The 16384-nt window shown below is 60.7% G+C and carries 16 protein-coding genes and 1 pseudogene; 13 read left to right on the top strand and 4 right to left on the bottom strand.

Translation table 11 applies throughout. From position 1 onward, the window contains the following. Positions 1-348: 348 nt before the first annotated feature. Positions 349-1113, top strand: a complete 765-nt coding sequence (locus F7R06_RS20840; RefSeq protein ID WP_090315766.1) for a sulfite exporter TauE/SafE family protein — start codon at positions 349-351, stop codon at positions 1111-1113. Here the strand turns inward: F7R06_RS20840 and F7R06_RS20835 are convergent. Next, entirely contained in the window at positions 1103-1417 is a 315-nt protein-coding gene (locus tag F7R06_RS20835; RefSeq protein ID WP_090315769.1) for a putative quinol monooxygenase, read from the bottom strand. The two genes, F7R06_RS20840 and F7R06_RS20835, sit on opposite strands and share 11 nt — an antisense overlap. A gap of 163 nt (positions 1418-1580) precedes the next feature. On the opposite strand from F7R06_RS20835, the gene mdaB reads away from it, so the two are divergent. The 10 genes from mdaB to F7R06_RS20785 all read left to right on the top strand — a co-directional run bounded on the left by mdaB (position 1581) and on the right by F7R06_RS20785 (position 11036). Then, on the top strand, positions 1581-2171 hold the full coding sequence (gene mdaB, locus F7R06_RS20830; RefSeq protein WP_090315773.1) for an NADPH:quinone oxidoreductase MdaB: 591 nt from the start codon (positions 1581-1583) through the stop codon (positions 2169-2171). A gap of 222 nt (positions 2172-2393) precedes the next feature. Further along, entirely contained in the window at positions 2394-3305 is a 912-nt protein-coding gene (locus F7R06_RS20825; RefSeq protein ID WP_090315777.1) for a LysR family transcriptional regulator, read from the top strand. A 103-nt stretch (positions 3306-3408) separates the two neighbouring features. After that, the gene (locus tag F7R06_RS20820) at positions 3409-4302 is read left to right on the top strand and encodes an NAD-dependent epimerase/dehydratase family protein (RefSeq protein ID WP_090315780.1); all 894 of its coding nucleotides are present in this window, start codon (positions 3409-3411) and stop codon (positions 4300-4302) included. A gap of 184 nt (positions 4303-4486) precedes the next feature. Continuing rightward, positions 4487-5932 carry a SulP family inorganic anion transporter gene (locus F7R06_RS20815; protein ID WP_090315784.1) on the top strand — a complete coding sequence of 482 codons (1446 nt, stop codon included), beginning with the start codon at positions 4487-4489 and terminating at the stop codon, positions 5930-5932. Between the two features lie 188 nt (positions 5933-6120). Continuing rightward, entirely contained in the window at positions 6121-7470 is a 1350-nt protein-coding gene (locus tag F7R06_RS20810; protein ID WP_090315789.1) for a GntP family permease, read from the top strand. Between the two features lie 15 nt (positions 7471-7485). Next, complete coding sequence (locus tag F7R06_RS20805) at positions 7486-8346, top strand: MurR/RpiR family transcriptional regulator (protein WP_090315792.1); 861 nt, start codon at positions 7486-7488, stop codon at positions 8344-8346. A 1-nt stretch (position 8347) separates the two neighbouring features. Next, complete coding sequence (locus F7R06_RS20800; RefSeq protein ID WP_090315796.1) at positions 8348-9805, top strand: N-acyl-D-amino-acid deacylase family protein; 1458 nt, start codon at positions 8348-8350, stop codon at positions 9803-9805. 118 nt (positions 9806-9923) lie between these two features. Then, on the top strand, positions 9924-10292 hold the full coding sequence (locus tag F7R06_RS20795; RefSeq protein WP_090315800.1) for a glyoxalase superfamily protein: 369 nt from the start codon (positions 9924-9926) through the stop codon (positions 10290-10292). Between the two features lie 82 nt (positions 10293-10374). After that, positions 10375-10620 (top strand): FitA-like ribbon-helix-helix domain-containing protein, encoded by a 246-nt coding sequence (locus F7R06_RS20790; RefSeq protein WP_090315803.1) that lies wholly within the window; start codon positions 10375-10377, stop codon positions 10618-10620. Further along, a complete protein-coding gene (locus F7R06_RS20785; protein WP_090315808.1) occupies positions 10617-11036 on the top strand; it encodes a type II toxin-antitoxin system VapC family toxin in 420 nt (139 codons plus the stop codon). Before F7R06_RS20790 ends, F7R06_RS20785 begins: the two co-directional genes overlap by 4 nt. Positions 11037-11155: 119 nt before the next feature. Here the strand turns inward: F7R06_RS20785 and F7R06_RS31550 are convergent, their stop codons facing one another. Continuing rightward, positions 11156-11860: a methyl-accepting chemotaxis protein gene (locus tag F7R06_RS31550; RefSeq protein ID WP_425524321.1), complete on the bottom strand. Its 705-nt coding sequence runs from the start codon at positions 11858-11860 to the stop codon at positions 11156-11158. A gap of 201 nt (positions 11861-12061) precedes the next feature. Next, a pseudogene (locus F7R06_RS31545) lies at positions 12062-12940 on the bottom strand (methyl-accepting chemotaxis protein); the annotation flags it as partial. 391 nt (positions 12941-13331) lie between these two features. Between F7R06_RS31545 and pmrG the strand changes: the two are divergent. Both pmrG and F7R06_RS20770 read left to right on the top strand, forming a co-directional pair. Next, positions 13332-14003, top strand: coding sequence for a lipopolysaccharide core heptose(II)-phosphate phosphatase PmrG (gene pmrG, locus F7R06_RS20775; RefSeq protein WP_151149696.1), 672 nt, complete (start codon positions 13332-13334; stop codon positions 14001-14003). Between the two features lie 26 nt (positions 14004-14029). Next, on the top strand, positions 14030-14860 hold the full coding sequence (locus F7R06_RS20770; protein WP_090315816.1) for a phosphatase PAP2 family protein: 831 nt from the start codon (positions 14030-14032) through the stop codon (positions 14858-14860). Positions 14861-14944: 84 nt separating this feature from the next. On the opposite strand, the gene F7R06_RS20765 is transcribed toward F7R06_RS20770, so the two are convergent. Continuing rightward, positions 14945-16384: an ArnT family glycosyltransferase gene (locus F7R06_RS20765; RefSeq protein WP_090318303.1), complete on the bottom strand. Its 1440-nt coding sequence runs from the start codon at positions 16382-16384 to the stop codon at positions 14945-14947.

Genomic DNA, 16384 nt, shown 5'->3' with positions numbered 1-16384 from the left:
GGGATGGGTGTCGTTCGCAGGCCCCCTGTAGGAGCGAGCCTGCTCGCGATGGACTCAAGAGCGCCGCGTTTAGCCGGTAAGCACGCGTTATCGTTAACGACCATCGCGGGCCCGCTCCCACAAGGGATGGGTGTCGTTCGCAGGCCCCCTGTAGGAGCGAGCCTGCTCGCGATGGACTCAAGAGCGCCGCGTTTAGCCAGTAAACACGCGTTATCGTTAACGACCATCGCGAGCAGGCTCGCTCCTACAGGGGACGTTGCGCCTCATTCCTCAGCCTCTTGTCAGGAGAGAGGCAGCCTCAGTATATGGCAGATTTTCAAGCGACCACGGCGGGCTCACCATGGCCCCATGAATACACTCGCCCCGTTTTACCAAAATATTGGTTTTGCCCTGTCATTGCTGGTCATGGCGACTTTCCTGCTGGCCGGCATGATCAAGGGTGTGATCGGCCTGGGTCTGCCAACCATCGCCATGGGTTTGCTCGGTCTGGCTATGGCGCCGTCGCAGGCTGCTGCGTTATTGATCATTCCCGCAACGCTGACCAACGTCTGGCAACTGGCATTCGGCGGGCATTTGCGCGGTTTGATCAAACGACTCTGGCCGATGCTGCTGGCGATTTTCGTCGGCACGGGGGCGGGGACGCTGTGGATCGGCATGGCCGGTGGACGTTGGGTGGTGCGGGGATTGGGGGCAGCGCTGTTGCTCTATGCCTTGAGCGGCTTGTTTCTGCCGACCCTGCGCATCGGTGCGCGCAATGAGCGCTGGCTCGGTCCGTCGTGCGGTGTACTGACGGGTGTGATCACCTCGGCCACCGGTGTCTTTGTGATTCCGGCGGTGCCCTACCTGCAAGCGCTGGGTTTGAACAAGGATGAGCTGGTACAGGCGCTGGGCCTGTCATTCACCGTCTCGACCCTCGCCCTGGCCGCCGGACTGTTTTGGCGCGGCGCCTTGGGCGGTGAAGAGTTGGGTGCATCGTTGCTGGCGCTGATCCCGGCGGTGTCGGGCATGCTGCTGGGGCAATGGTTGCGCCAGCGGATCAGCGCCGTGTTGTTCAAACGCGTTTTTTTCATTGGCCTCGGCGTGCTCGGCGGCCACTTGCTGATCAGCGGTTAGCAGACGACGGGCTGATCATCTCGATTTCGCGGATCTCAAAGTCTCGTTCCAGGTATTCAAAGCGCTGATCCAGAAACTGCTTCATGTGCGGCAGGTTCGAATGCACGTCGAGATGCGCCTGGGACTGCCAGATTTCGTAGAAGATAAACAGGGTCGGGTCCTGCTTGTCGCGCAGCATGTGGTACTCGATGCAGCCGGGCTCGGCGCGACTGGCTTCGACATAGCCACTGAAAAACGCTTCGAAAGCGTCGGATTTTTCCGGACGGGTCTTGGCGTGCAGGATGAAGCCTTGCAGTTCACTCATTGGAAAGTCTCCTCAAGTCAGAATGGGGGGCAGTCTAAGGCAATAATCGCTGGTTGATTCTTGCGTATGGGTCAAATGAATTTTGCGAAGGAGGCGCTTATTCCGCGCGAGGTGGATCGTTACTCTGCCGCCATTCAATTTTCTGACCTTTGCGAGACCACCCATGAAAAAAGTCCTGTTGCTCAATGGCGGCAAAAAATTCGCCCACTCCGATGGCCGCTACAACACCACCCTCCACGAAACCGCGTTGAGCGTGCTGGACCGTGGCGGCGTGGATATCAAAACCACGTTCATCGACGAGGGCTACGACATCGCGGAAGAAGTCGCCAAATTCCTCTGGGCCGACGTGATCATTTACCAGATGCCCGGCTGGTGGATGGGCGCGCCGTGGACCGTGAAGAAGTACATCGATGAGGTGTTCACCGAAGGCCATGGCAGCCTCTACGCCAGCGACGGCCGTACCCGTTCCGACGCGTCGCAGAAGTACGGCAGCGGCGGCCTGATCCAGGGCAAACAGTACATGCTGTCCCTGACCTGGAACGCACCGCAGCAAGCGTTTGATGACCCAAGCGACTTCTTCGAAGCCAAAGGTGTGGATGCGGTGTACTTTCCGTTCCACAAGGCCAACGAATTTCTCGGCATGACCAGGTTGCCGACCTTTCTCTGCGTTGACGTGATGAAGCGCCCGAACATCGAAGCCGATGTGGCGCGCTACGAGCAGCATCTGATTGAGGTGTTTGGTCTGAAGGCTTGACGCTCCGCTACTATCGATAGCAGGAGCGGGCACTGACCTGTGGCGAGGGAGCTTGCTCCCGCTCGGCGGCGAAGCCGTCGTAAGATCAGCCAGCGAGATCAACCTGAATCACAGCGTCTGCAGGGTTTGGGTTCGCTTCGCGCACCAGCGGGAGCAAGCTCCCTCGCCACAAAGGGGCGCCCACACAGCAGAGTTGTGCAGGACTATCGATAAGGAACCCACGTGAAAGCCAGATCCGATGAGTTGCAGATTTTCGTCTGCGTGATTGAATGCGGGTCGATTTCTGCGGCGGCCGAGCAGGTGGGACAAACGCCATCGGCGGTCAGCCGCACGCTGTCGCGGCTGGAGGCCAAGCTCGATACCACCTTGATCAACCGCACGACGCGGCGCATGGACCTGACCGAGGAGGGCAAGTACTTCTTCGAGCAGGCCAAGCTGATTCTCGATCAGATGGACGAGCTCGAAGAGCGCCTGTCCTCGCGCCAGCAAACGCCGTCCGGGCGTTTGCGCATCAACGCCGCGTCGCCGTTCATGCTGCACGCGATCGTGCCCTACATCGATGAGTTCCGCCGGCTCTACCCGGAGATCCAGCTGGAACTCAACAGCAACGATCTGATCATCGACCTGCTCGAGCAGAGCACCGACATCGCCATCCGCATCGGCACCCTGGCCGACTCGACCCTGCATGCCCGTTCCCTGGGCTGCAGTCCGCTGCACATCGTCGCCAGTCCGGCGTACCTGGAAAAGCACGGCACGCCAAAGGCCGTGGCCGATCTGTCCAGCCACACGCTACTCGGATTCACCCAGAACGAAGGCCTCAACCAATGGCCGCTGCGCTACGTGCACGGTGACCGCTGGCCGATCCAGGCCTCGCTCAGTGCCTCCAGCGGCGAAACCATTCGCCACCTGGCGCTGGAAGGCCAGGGCATCGCCAGCCTGTCGCATTACATGACCATCGAGGACATCCGTGCCGGACGCTTGAAAGTCTTGCTGGCCGAGTTCAACAGTGGTTATCGCCAGCCGATCAACGCGGTGTATTACCGCAACTCGCAACTGGCCCTGCGAATTCAATGCTTCCTGGATTTCATCCAGGGCAAATTGGCGCTGTACGCCACCGACGATTTCAACGACTGATTCGTGACTTCTGCGCAAGAGTGATTTGGGCCGGCAGGGATTTTCCCTCAGGGATCGCTGCTTGATACTCGTTGCATCACTTATCAACGCAGGGAGCTCCTCCATGAATGTCTTCGTCACCGGCGCCGCCGGTTTCATCGGCGGCTCGATCGCCACGGGCCTGATCCGTGCCGGCCACCAGGTCACCGGTCTGGTGCGCAGCGCCGAACAAGCGGAAGAACTGACAGCGCTAGGGATCACCCCGGTCATCGGCACTCTTGACGACAGCGCACTATTGGCCGACCAGGCCCGCGCCGCCGACGCGGTGATCAACGCCGCCAGCAGCGACCATCGTGGTGCGGCTCAAGCGCTGCTTGATGCCCTGCGCGGTACCAACAAGGTGTTCCTGCACACCAGCGGTTCGAGCATCGTCGGTGATGCGTCGGGCGGTCAGCCCAGTGATGTCATCTACTACGAAGACAACCTGCCGGAACCGACCGTCGACAAGGCTGCACGGGTGGCCATCGACAACCTGATCCTCGCGGCAGCCAGGGACGGCGTGAATTCGGCGGTCATCTGCAACACCCTGATCTACGGCCACAGCCTGGGCGTCCATCGCGACAGCGTGCAGTTGCCGCGTTTGCTGAAACAGGCGCGTAAAAGCGGCGTGGTGCGTCACGTCGGGACCGGCCAGAACATCTGGTCCAACGTGCACATCGAAGACGTGGTGGCCCTGTACCTGCTGGCGCTCACCAAAAACGTTCCCGGCACCTTCTACTTTGTCGAAAGCGGCGAAGCGTCGTTCATCGACATGACCACGGCGATGGCCGAGGCGCTGAATCTGGGCAAGCCGCAAGACTGGCCGCTTAAAGACGCCGAAGCCGAGTGGGGTTATGAGATGGCCAACTATGGCCTGGGCTCCAACAGCCGGGTTCGCGGCAAGCAGGCGCGGGAATTGCTGGGCTGGGCACCGAAGCGCACGTCGGTGGTTGAATGGATTCTTAACGAGATGGTGTGAGTTCGCTTTAAACCGCGTCATCGTTCATCGCGGGCAAGCCACGCTCCCACAGGGTTCTCCAGTGATCAGGTGGGAGCGAGCCCGCTCGCGATGGCGTTTCTGAAAGCTCATAAACTGGCCGGGCCGCCCTCGATTCCGTAACATCCGCACACTCTTTCCTGCTACTCCCTGCATGCGGTCCCCCATGAAACCAAAACACCTACGCGCCGATGCCCTGGCCGGCCTCACCACGTCTTTTGCCTTGCTGCCCGAATGCATCGCCTTTGCACTGGTGGCGCACCTCAATCCGCTGATGGGCCTGTACGGCGCGTTCATCATTTGCACCCTGACTGCGTTGTTCGGTGGTCGACCGGGTATGGTGTCCGGGGCCGCGGGTTCGATGGCGGTGGTGATTGTCGCGCTGGTGGTGCAGCACGGCGTGCAGTACTTGCTGGCCACGGTGTTGCTCGGTGGCCTGGTCATGCTGGCGTTCGGGCTGCTGCGACTTGGCAAACTGGTGCGGATGGTGCCGCACCCGGTGATGCTCGGCTTCGTCAACGGCCTGGCGATCATCATTGCCCTGGCGCAACTGGAGCATTTCAAAAGCGGTGAGGCCTGGTTGAGCGGTGCACCGTTGTACATGATGGTCGGGCTGGTCGCGGTGACGATGGTGATTGTCTATGTGCTGCCGCGCCTCACCCGCACGGTCCCGCCAGCCTTGGTGGCGATTCTGGGCGTTGGCCTGGCGGTTTATCTGCTCGGTCTGCCGACCCGTACCCTGGGTGACATGGCGCACATCGCCGGCGGCCTGCCGACGTTCGCCCTGCCGGACCTTCCCTGGAACCTGGAGACCCTGCGCATCATCGCGCCCTACGCGATCCTGATGGCGCTGGTCGGTTTGCTGGAAACCCTGCTGACCCTGAACCTCACCGATGAAATCACCGAGAGCCGTGGTTACCCCGATCGCGAATGCGTGGCGCTGGGCGCGGCCAACGTGGTGTCCGGTCTGTTCGGCGGCATGGGTGGTTGCGCGATGATCGGCCAGACCGTGATCAACCTCAGTTCCGGTGGTCGCGGTCGCTTGTCCGGTGTGGTCGCCGGTATGGCGATCCTGCTGTTCATTCTGTTTCTGTCGCCGCTGATCGAGCGCATTCCGTTGGCGGCCCTGGTCGGGGTGATGTTCGTGGTGTCGCAGCAGACCTTTGCCTGGGCCTCGCTGCGGGTGCTGAACAAGGTGCCGCTCAATGACGTGCTGGTGATCATCGCAGTGACGGTGATTACGGTGTTCACCGATCTGGCGACAGCCGTGCTGTGCGGCATCATCATTGCGGCGCTCAACTTCGCCTGGCAGCAGGCCCGTGAGCTGTATGCCGACACCCACGTCGAAGCCGACGGCAGCAAGCTGTACCTACTGCATGGCACGCTGTTCTTCGCCTCGACCACACCCTTTCTCAACCAGTTCGATCCTGCCAACGACCCGTCCGTGGTGACCATCGATTGCCGCCACCTGAGCTTCGTCGATTACTCGGCCATCGCCGCGCTCAAGACACTGCGCGAGCGCTATGAAAAGGCTGGAAAGCACCTGCGCGTGCTGCACTTGTCCGAGCGCTGCAAGAAACTGCTCAAGCGGGCACGCGTGCAACACGACTGAGACCCCGCCCCTGGCAGGCGCGATGTAAATCCGCCTGCCTGATTTTCATTACTCGCGACAAGACATGCCTTTGCGCGACACGCCTTACCTCTGCACGAAAATTACTTTCACCTCGTTTGAATATCGCGTCTCGAAATGTTTTAAGAGTTTCACAAAGCTTTCGACGTGACCCTCTCGAGGAGTACCGCATGACCCCGTCCTTCGGCTATTGGCTGCTGGTGTACGCCGCGGTCGCCATCATCGCGCTGATCGTGCTGATCGCCCGCTACCGGCTCAATCCGTTCATTGTCATCACCCTGATTTCCATAGGTCTGGCGCTGGTCGCCGGGATGCCGCCGTCCGGCGTGGTCGGCGCGTATGAGGCTGGTGTGGGCAAGACATTGGGGCACATCGCGCTGGTGGTGGCGCTGGGTACGATGCTCGGCAAGATGATGGCCGAGTCGGGTGGTGCCGAGCAGATGGCGCGCACGCTGATTGAACGCTTCGGTGAGAAAAACGCTCATTGGGCGATGGTCTGCATCGCATTCCTGGTCGGGCTGCCGCTGTTCTTCGAAGTCGGTTTCGTGTTGCTCGTGCCGATTGCGTTTACCGTGGCGCGGCGGGTGGGTGTGTCGATTCTGATGGTTGGCTTGCCCATGGTGGCCGGGCTCTCGGTGGTACATGCCCTGGTGCCTCCGCACCCGGCGGCGATGCTGGCGGTGCAGGCCTATCAGGCGTCGGTGGGGCAGACCCTGCTGTATGCCATCCTGATCGGCATCCCGACGGCGATCATCGCCGGCCCGCTCTATGCCAAATTCATCGTGCCGCGTATCCAGTTGCCGGCGCAAAACCCGTTGGAGCGGCAGTTCCTCGAACGCGAGCCGCGCGACAGCCTGCCCGGTTTCGGCATCACCATGGCGACCATTTTGCTGCCAGTGGTGCTGATGCTGATCGGTGGCTGGGCCAACCTGATTTCCACGCCGGGCAGCGGTTTCAACCAGTTCCTGCTGTTCATTGGCAACTCGGTGATCGCGCTGTTGCTGGCGACGCTGCTGAGCTTCTGGACCCTCGGTCTGGCCCAGGGCTTCAACCGTGAAGCAATCCTGAAATTCACCAACGAGTGCCTGGCGCCAACCGCCAGCATCACCTTGCTGGTCGGTGCCGGTGGCGGACTGAACCGGATTCTGGTGGACGCTGGCGTCACCGACCAGATCGTCGGCCTGGCCCACGACTTCCACCTGTCGCCGCTGCTGATGGGCTGGCTGTTCGCCGCGTTGATGCGCATCGCCACCGGTTCGGCCACCGTGGCCATGACCACCGCGTCAGGCGTGGTCGCACCCGTGGCCATTGGCTTGGGTTATCCACACCCGGAGTTGTTGGTACTGGCGACAGGCGCCGGGTCGGTGATTTTTTCCCACGTCAACGACGGCGGCTTCTGGTTGATCAAGGAATACTTCAACATGACGGTCGCCCAGACCTTCAAGACCTGGACCGTGCTTGAAACCCTGATCTCGCTCGTCGCCTTCGGTTTGACCGTGGGTCTTTCTTACCTGATTTAGCCGGAGCCGCCCGCCATGGACATCCTCTACCAGATTCGCGCTCGCCAGGATTCCTTCAGCGCCGGTGAAGGACGCATCGCCCGCCTGATGCTCGACGACGTAGGGTTTGCCGCGTCGGCCAGCCTCGACGAGCTGGCACAGCGGGCGGAAGTCAGTACCGCCACGCTGTCGCGTTTCGCCCGTACGGTCGGTTGTCGCGACTTGCGTGATCTGCGCCTGCAACTGGCCCAGGCCAGTGGCGTCGGCAGCCGTTTTCTCGATCCGGCGGGGACGCCCGAGCAGTCGGCGTTTTATGGACAGATCGTCGGCGATATCGAATCGACCCTGCGTCAGCAACTGTCGGCCTTCGACGAGTCGCGCTTTGCCGACGCGGTGAAACTGCTGGGCAAGGCGCGGATGATTCACGCCTTCGGCATGGGCGGCTGCTCGACCCTGTGCAGCGATGAGTTGCAGGTGCGCCTGGTGCGGCTCGGTTATCCGATCACAGCGTGTCATGACGCGGTGATGATGCGGGTCACCGCCGCCAGCCTCAGCGCCGAACACGTGGTCATCGTCTGTTCATTGACAGGCATCACCCCCGAATTGCTGGAAACCGTGGAACTGGCGCGCAACTACGGCGCGCGCATTCTGGCGATCACGCGGGGTGATTCGCCGCTGGCGCAACTGGCCGACATCGTGCTGCCGCTGCAAAGCGCCGAGACCTCGTTCATCTACAAACCGACCGCCGCGCGCTACGGCATGCTGCTGGCCATCGACGTACTTGCCACCGAGCTGGCACTGGCCAATCCTGAAGACAATCAAGAACGTCTGCGGCGGATCAAACTCGCCCTGGACGATTACCGCGGCGGCGATGATCACTTGCCGCTGGGAGACTGACATGATGTACGACACGCTGATTCGCAACGCGCTGATCATCGACGGCAGCAACCGCCCCGGCTACCCCGCCGACCTGGCGATTCTGAACGGACGCATCGAGCGTATCGGTGATCTGCACGACGCCCGCGCCACCGAAGAAATCGACGCTGCCGGCCGCGTTCTGGCGCCGGGTTTCATCGACGTGCACACCCATGACGACACCGTGGTGATCCGCCAGCCGCAGATGCTGCCCAAGCTCAGCCAGGGCGTGACCACAGTGATCGTCGGCAACTGTGGCATCAGCGCCTCGCCCGTGAGTTTGCGCGGCGACCCACCGGACCCGATGAACCTGCTGGGCACCCGCGCCGCCTTTGTTTATCCGACGTTCAGCGATTATCGCGCGGCCGTCGAAGCGGCGAACACGACGCTGAACGTCGCCGCGCTGGTGGGCCACACCGCGCTGCGCAGCAATCACCTCGACGATCTGTTTCGCACCGCCACGGCCGACGAAATTGCCGCGATGCGCGAGCAACTGCGCGAGAGCCTGGAGGCGGGTGCACTGGGCTTGTCCACGGGCCTGGCTTACGCCAGTGCGTTCTCGGCGTCCACCGACGAAGTGATGCAATTGACCGAAGAGCTGACGGCATTCGGCGCCGTCTACACCACCCACTTGCGCAGCGAATTCGAACCGGTGCTGGAGGCCATGGACGAGGCGTTCCAGATCGGCCGCCATGCGAAATCCCCGGTGATCATTTCCCACCTCAAATGCGCTGGCGCCGGTAACTGGGGCCGCAGCCCGCAGTTGCTGGAATCCCTTGAGCGTGCCGCACAAACCCATCCGGTGGGCTGCGATTGCTATCCCTATGCGGCGAGCTCGTCGACCCTGGACCTCAAGCAAGTCACCGACGCCCATCGCATCACCATCACCTGGTCGACGCCGCACCCGGAGATGGGCGGTCGCGACCTGATGGACATCGCTGCCGAGTGGAACCTGTCGTTGCTCGATGCCGCCCGCCAACTGCAACCGGCCGGCGCGGTGTATTACGGGATGGACGAGGCGGATGTGCGCAGAATCCTCGCGCATCCACTGTCGATGGTCGGCTCCGATGGCTTGCCCGAAGATCCATTCCCGCATCCGCGCCTATGGGGCGCGTTCCCGCGGGTGCTGGGGCATTTCAGCCGTGACGTAGGGCTGTTTGCGCTGCACACCGCCGTGCACAAAATGACCGGGCTATCCGCCGCGCGATTCGGCTTGAAGGAGCGGGGCGAGATCCGCGAAGGGCATTGGGCCGACCTGGTGTTGTTCGACCCGGCGACCATCCGCGACGTGGCGGACTTCAATGATCCGCAACGGGCCGCAGAAGGCATCGACGGCGTGTGGGTCAACGGCGTTCTGAGTTACTGCGACGGTCAGGCGAACGGACGCAGGGAAGGGCGGTTTCTGGCGCGGGAAGGGGATCTGCGAGACGGGTTCGAGTGAGGATTGGGGGTTGCGTCACAATGATGGCGCATTGACATTAAAGAATGCCATGCCCCAGCCGAATTGCTGACGTACAGCCCGACTCCACTCCGGGCCATTTCCGTCTGGGAGCAACGCGATGAGCCTCGGCAAAACCACCCCGATCCTGCGGATCTTCGATGAGATCACGGCCATGGAGTTCTACGTCGACTTCCTCGGATTCAAGGTCGACTGGCAGCATCGCTTTGAACCCGGCTTCCCGTTGTACCTGCAGGTATCGCGCGGTGAATGCGTGCTGCATCTGTCCGAACACCACGGGGACAGCACCCCGGGCTCGGCCCTGCGCATCGAGACCGATGAACTGGAAGTGTTCCAGCAGCAATTGCTGGCCAGGCAATACCCCTTCGCTCACCCGCAGATTCAGGCGATGCCGTGGGGCAGCCAGGACATGACCGTGACGGATCCGTTTGGCAATCGGTTGGTGTTTACCAATGCGATCAGTGTGTGAAGCCATCCAGCGGCCGGCAATGTTTACTGAATCATGATGTGCTAGCCTGCAATCAATGATTTCATTGATTGCAGGAGGCATCATGGCCAGCATCACTATTCGAAACCTCGACGATCAGATTAAAGAACAGCTACGCATTGCGGCGGCCCATAACGGACACTCGATGGAAGAAGAAGCTCGCCTGATTTTGGGAAGAGCATTGGCTACCATCGATCGTGCGGGAGGGCTCGGCAGTAGAATTCGTGATCGGTTCAGAGTGTGCGGCGGTGTTGAACTCGATTTGCCAGAGCGGCATGAAAAAGCGAGCGCTGTGGATTTCTCCGAATGATCGTGCTCGATACGAATGTGCTTGCAGAGTTCATGCGAGTCGAACCTGACACCCAAGTGCTTGCCTGGGTTGATGCACAACCTGCGATGGAGCTGGCAATCAGCGCCATTACCGTGGCGGAAATTCTCCACGGCATCGCCAGGCTCCCTTCCGGCAAGCGCAAACAAAAGCTCGAATCCCATGCGATGGCAATGTTTGAAGAAGACTTTGCCGGAAGGATTTTGCCCTTTGATGTTCATGCTGCGGTCGAGTACGCGACGCTCGTGGCAGGATGTGAAGCCAAGGGGCGTACTGCGTCGATGGCTGATGCGCAGATTGCCGCTATCTGCCGAATCCACAGGGCTCCGATTGCTACTCGTAATGTTCGGGACTTCGAGTTTTCCGGACTGGAAGTGATGAATCCGTGGGAAGCCTGAGTGTTTTCATTGCCCCTCAGATCGCCATCGCGAGCGGGCTCGCTCCCCAAAGGGCTCGGTGAATACCTGTGGGAGCGGGCTTGCCCGCGATTGGTCGTTGATTCAGCGCTGAGCGTACGTCAGACGCGGAAGTGGCTCACCATCGCCTGCAACTGATTCCCCAAGCGCGCCAGTTCAATACTGGATGCTGCCGTTTCGTCGCTGGCCGCAGCCGTCTGTTCGGACACATCGCGCACGTTGATGATGCTGCGGCTGATCTCTTCGGCCACGGCGCTTTGCTGTTCGGCGGCGGCTGCGATCTGCTGGTTCATCGACTGAATGTTGGACACCGTGCGGGTGATGCTTTCCAGTGAGGCGCCGGCCTTGCGGGTCAGGGCCACGCTGCTGTCGGTCAGGACACGGCTGTTGTTCATCACCATCGCCACTTGCTGGGTACCGTTCTGCAGACCCGCCACCAAACCTTCGATTTCTTCGGTGGATTTCTGTGTGCGCTGGGCCAGGCCGCGGACTTCGTCGGCCACCACGGCAAAACCACGTCCGGCTTCACCAGCACGTGCCGCTTCAATGGCGGCATTGAGTGCCAGCAGGTTGGTCTGTTCGGCGACGGCCTTGATCACGTCCATGACGCTGCCGATCTTGTCGCTTTCCTGTTGCAGCACGCTCATGGCTTCGGTGGAGCGCACCACTTCGCTGGCCAGGCGTTCGATCTGGGCAATGGCTTCGCCGACCACTTTGTCACCTTCGCGAGCTTCGCCATCGGCCGCGGCTGCCGCTTGCGAAGCATGCTCGGCATTGCGTGCGACTTCCTGCACGGTGGCGGTCATTTCGTGCATGGCGGTGGCGACCTGATCGGTTTCAACTTTCTGGCTGTTGACCCCGGCGCTGGTCTGTTCGGTCACGGCCGATAATTCCTCGGCGGCGCTGGCGATCTGGGTGACGCCATCGCGGATGCCGCTGATCAGGTCGCGCAGGGTTACGCCCATGCGCGCGATGCCTTGCTGCAACACGCCCAGTTCATCGCGGCGTGTCACCCGGACGTCGTGGGTCAAGTCGCCGCTGGCGATGCGATCGACCACGGCCAGTGTGTCGCGCAGCGGGCCAGTGATCTGCCGGGTGATGATGACGGCGGCAATGACACCGACCAACAATGCCAGCAACGTGCTGACCAGTTGCAGGGTGCGGGCCTTGGCGCTTTCGGCATCACGTCGGTCGAGTTGAATCTGGTACAGCGCATCGCTGAGGCTGACGATGGCGGCACCCTCTTCGGTCATTTCCTTGCGTGCCTGCACCACCTCGTTACTCGCGGTTTTGTAGGCTTGTAACGCGCTGCGGTAGTTGCCCAGGGCGGTTTCCAGTCGATGCAGGGCATCTGGCTCTACGTCGGCGAAATGCACGTTGAGCTGTTTCAGGCTGGCGATGGCGGCATCCAGCTGGGCGACGGCTTTTTGCTCGGTGTCGGCATTAGTGGTCGCGGTGTAGCCACGTACTTCGTAGCGGGCCAGCAAGAAGGCTTCCCTGGCAGCGGTGATGGCCTGGAACTGTTCGAAGCGCTGATCGCTCGGGGGCAGTTGTTGCACGCGGGTGTTGAGGTCGTTGATCAGCGTGTTGGCGGTTTCGGCATTGGCGGTCATGGCATCGCGGGCGCTGTTGCCGGCGCGGTAGGCGCCACGCATCTTGTTCAGGGACGTCTTGTAGGCGTCGATGACGGCGCCTTGCTCTTTGAGCAATTTGAGGTTTTCCGGGCTCTTGAACTTCACCAGCAGCGCTTGTTGTTGAGCGGAAAAGGCTTCGAGGGTGGTCTGCACGCTTTGCGCGGTGGTTTCGTCGCCGTTGGTCAGCATGTATTGCAGGCGCGCGACCCGTAGTTTGGTCAGACTGGCGTTGAGCTGGGTGATGTCGCTCATCCAGTTGCTGCGGTCAATCAAACTGCCCAGGCTGGTCCAGCCGGTGAGGGCGAGCACGCAGGTCAAGGCGAGGACCAGGCCAAAGCCCAGGCCCAGTTTCAGGTTCACGCTGATGTTGCCGAACCAGCTATTCATCAAAATTCCTCCAGGAACGTGTTGCTTCTTGATCGTCGGTTGGCTGGAAGATTGTTGTTTTTAGGGCCAGCAAGCGGTGTAGCAGGTGTTTATCGGCCGCAAACATGAGAGCTGAAAGGATTTTTCAGGGGATTCTGTAACAAGGTTTTTGCAGGGTTTTAAGCTTTTTTTCACAATCGTTTCACTTTGAGTCGACGCCCACCTCTCTACGCTCTTGCATTATTTTGAGTGGTGCATGCCGGCGAGGCGGCCTGATATGGAATTGAGACTGAGTCTTTTCGGCGTAAAGCGCTCGATCGATCTGAGCCGTCTGGCCCGTTATCGCAATGCAATCGTGGTGCTGGCCTCGGCGTTGCTGGTGATACCCCTGACAATATTGCTCCTGCGGCCCGCCGCCGTGCCGGACCTGGCCAATGGTAATGTGGCCGGTGCCCAGGCGTTGCTGGCGGGCTGGGCCAAGGGCGACATGATCGTGCTGGTACGCCATGTTGAACGTTGTGATCACTCAAGCGCCGCCTGTCTGGTGGGCAACGATGGCATAACCGACCGTTCGCGTAGTGTCGCGGTGGAGGTCGGTGCGCACTTCGAGCAGTTGGGACTGAGCAAGGCTGACATCTACAACAGCCCAATGCTGCGAACAGCACAGACAGCGGCCTACATGTTCAACAAGGTCGGCACCGGTGAGGACTGGCTGATCAGCTGCAAGGGCACTATGCTGCGCGACGCTTTGGCGCACAAAGTGGCAGGACGCAATCTGATTCTGGTGACCCACAGCGAATGCATGGAGCAGCTCGAGAAAGACCTCAAGTTGTCAGGCTCCACTTTGGGCTACGGCGCGTCGTTGTTTATTTCCGCTGAAACGCCACAGACACCTCGCATGCTGGGCTTCATCGACGCCGCGGACTGGCAATCGGTGACGGGCAAATGAATTCATCTTTTTGATCAGGACACACGATGCAGAGTACTTCCCACCGTTTTTACTGGCTGAATTTCGGCATTCCCCTGGCCTGCGCGGCCGTGGTTTTCCTGATGTTCGACATGACGTCAATCGACCTCGCGTTCAGCAATCTGTTCTTTGATCCGATTACCCAAACCTTCCCGATCGACCACATTCACTTCTTTGAAAAGCTGACCCACAAATGGGCGCGGATCATTCCCAACTGGACCGCTGAAATTGCGCTGATTGGGGCAATCCTGTCGTTTGTCTGGCCGTTGCTCAATCCGCCGAAACGTCCTCGTCTGGGCAACTTCCTGGAGCGGACCAAAGCCGCCCCTGTGCTTCGATTTGCCAGGGACCATCGTCGGGATTTTCTGTTTGTGGTGTTCGCGTTCGCGATTTGCACCGGGGTGATTCATTTCCTCAAGTCGCATACCAGCGTGTACTGCCCGATTGAAACGACGCTCTACGGTGGAAAGATCGCCCACGTCGAGTGGTACGAGAATTTCCAGCTGTTCAGGGAAGCAGGCGACGGCCGCTGCTGGCCGGGTGGCCATGCCTCCGGGGGCTTTACCATGCTGGCGCTGTATTTCGTTGCACGTCGCTACCAGTGGCGCTTTTCCAAGGCGGTGATGTACGGGTCGCTGCTGCTGGGTTTCGTCTACGGCACCACGCGAGTGCTGCAGGGCTGGCACTACATGTCCCACACCCTCTGGGCCGGGATCTTCGTATGGCTGGCGTGTTTGCTGACGGCGCTGGCGTTTTACGGCCGAGCGCGGCTGGATCAGCCGGTTCTGCAAAAGCATGAACGGCGGGCAGGAGTAGCGCAGGTTCAGACGGCCAGTTAATTTCAGGCGTCGGATAAAAAAAACCGTGATCCCCAAGGGGCACGGTTTTTTTTGTTTTCCGGGACATTATCTTCGCGAATGAGCTCACTGCCCGACAAAGAAGTATTGCTGTTGCCCGACCATCATGGATTTAAGCACTTTCAATGGTGCGGGCGGTTCTGCATCGGCAGCCATGACCGCTACGTTGGAAGGCGACGCCGTCAGGAACTCATGCAGCTGCGCCTCGGTATCCAGTCCTTTGAGCACGCGGTGGGTATAGAACACGCTGGCGCCGCCCAGGCGTTCGCTGGCCTGATACAGCGCGACGTGCTGACCGTTGGCCTGCAGGGTCCGGATCTGCTCGGTCAGTGGCAGGAACGACAATGTGCGATCGGCGTGGGGTAGCGCCCATTGTGCATCGGCGAGGTAGGTGGCAATCACCACGGACAGCGTGCCAACCGCGACGCTGCGACGATGCCGGATAATGCTGCTCACCAGGGGCGAGAAGTCTTGCCGGGCCTTCAGTTTTGCGTACAGGGCGCTCGCATACTCGGCGGCGATGACAGCCGCCGCCGGTGTCATCGACATCAGGTACACCGTGCGTTTAGTCGACGCCAGCGTCAGCATGACGAACTGGGCCAGGAGCCACAGGGTGAAGAACAGCAGGTAACGGTTGGCCATCAGGCTTTTGCGGAAATGCCACAACCCCAGGTACACCAGAATGTTCCAGGGCAAAAACGCCTGGGGCAGTTTGGCCAGATAGTAGTAGAACGGTTCGTGATGACCGGCTTCCACGAAGGAGCCACTGAAGCGTCCGACGCTGTTGGTCAGCAGCAGTTCCGTCACTGCCTGGATGCCGCCGCGCTGATACAGCAGCGCCAGCCAGATCATCAGTGGCAGCAACCCCAGCATTGTCAGCAGCCCCGGACGTAGCCAGTGCGAGAGGTACAGACGCTTGTCCATCAGGCTTTCTGCCAGCAAAAAGGCGAAGATCACCACCCCCGGCATCGCCAGCCCCAGGATGCCTTTGCTCAAGGTAGCGATGGCGATGCCCAGGGCGAACAACAGCGCATTGCCCAGGCTCGATTGTCTGTGGTCCTGGAAGAACGCCAGTAGCGTCAGCGTCACGCCGAGGGCGAGCAACGCGTCTTCGCCGACGCTGCGCACGTTACTCCAGTAACTGGCCATGGTCGCCAGCAGAAGAGCAGCAGTCCAGGCAAGGATTGTCGGCCGGCCGAACCGCCGCAGCATCGTGAACAACAGCATCACGCTGAGTAGCCCGGCGCAGGCCGAGGTCAGCCGTACCGCCCAGGGTGTGCTGCCAAATGCGCCGATTGCCTTGGCGTCGAGCCATAGACTCAGGGGCGGTTTTTCCAGGAAGGGTTCGCCGAACAGGCGAGGGGTCACCCAGTCGTTGTCCAGGTGCATTTCCATGGCAATGCCGGCGACTCGAGCCTCGGCGGAACCTTGCAACTGGTGATTGCCCAGTGCGAAGAAGAACAGCAACGCGGCAAGCAAGAACAGTGAGGAAGTGGAGCGTGACAT

The sequence above is a fragment of the Pseudomonas moorei genome (assembly GCF_008801475.1).
Taxonomy (GTDB): Bacteria; Pseudomonadota; Gammaproteobacteria; order Pseudomonadales; family Pseudomonadaceae; genus Aquipseudomonas; species Aquipseudomonas moorei.
The sequence above is the reverse complement of the archived record's forward strand: the minus strand, read 5'-3'. Positions and strand labels throughout refer to the sequence as shown.

Coding starts and splice junctions, on each gene's coding strand:
- F7R06_RS20800 (WP_090315796.1), top strand. CDS start 8,348: ATGATGTACGACACGCTGATTCGCAACGCGCTGATCATCGACGGCAGC.
- F7R06_RS20770 (WP_090315816.1), top strand. CDS start 14,030: ATGCAGAGTACTTCCCACCGTTTTTACTGGCTGAATTTCGGCATTCCC.
- mdaB (WP_090315773.1), top strand. CDS start 1,581: ATGAAAAAAGTCCTGTTGCTCAATGGCGGCAAAAAATTCGCCCACTCC.
- F7R06_RS20810 (WP_090315789.1), top strand. CDS start 6,121: ATGACCCCGTCCTTCGGCTATTGGCTGCTGGTGTACGCCGCGGTCGCC.
- F7R06_RS20765 (WP_090318303.1), bottom strand. CDS start 16,384: ATGTCACGCTCCACTTCCTCACTGTTCTTGCTTGCCGCGTTGCTGTTC.
- F7R06_RS20790 (WP_090315803.1), top strand. CDS start 10,375: ATGGCCAGCATCACTATTCGAAACCTCGACGATCAGATTAAAGAACAG.
- F7R06_RS20820 (WP_090315780.1), top strand. CDS start 3,409: ATGAATGTCTTCGTCACCGGCGCCGCCGGTTTCATCGGCGGCTCGATC.
- pmrG (WP_151149696.1), top strand. CDS start 13,332: ATGGAATTGAGACTGAGTCTTTTCGGCGTAAAGCGCTCGATCGATCTG.
- F7R06_RS20795 (WP_090315800.1), top strand. CDS start 9,924: ATGAGCCTCGGCAAAACCACCCCGATCCTGCGGATCTTCGATGAGATC.
- F7R06_RS20785 (WP_090315808.1), top strand. CDS start 10,617: ATGATCGTGCTCGATACGAATGTGCTTGCAGAGTTCATGCGAGTCGAA.
- F7R06_RS20835 (WP_090315769.1), bottom strand. CDS start 1,417: ATGAGTGAACTGCAAGGCTTCATCCTGCACGCCAAGACCCGTCCGGAA.
- F7R06_RS31550 (WP_425524321.1), bottom strand. CDS start 11,860: ATGACCGCCACCGTGCAGGAAGTCGCACGCAATGCCGAGCATGCTTCG.
- F7R06_RS20805 (WP_090315792.1), top strand. CDS start 7,486: ATGGACATCCTCTACCAGATTCGCGCTCGCCAGGATTCCTTCAGCGCC.
- F7R06_RS20815 (WP_090315784.1), top strand. CDS start 4,487: ATGAAACCAAAACACCTACGCGCCGATGCCCTGGCCGGCCTCACCACG.
- F7R06_RS20840 (WP_090315766.1), top strand. CDS start 349: ATGAATACACTCGCCCCGTTTTACCAAAATATTGGTTTTGCCCTGTCA.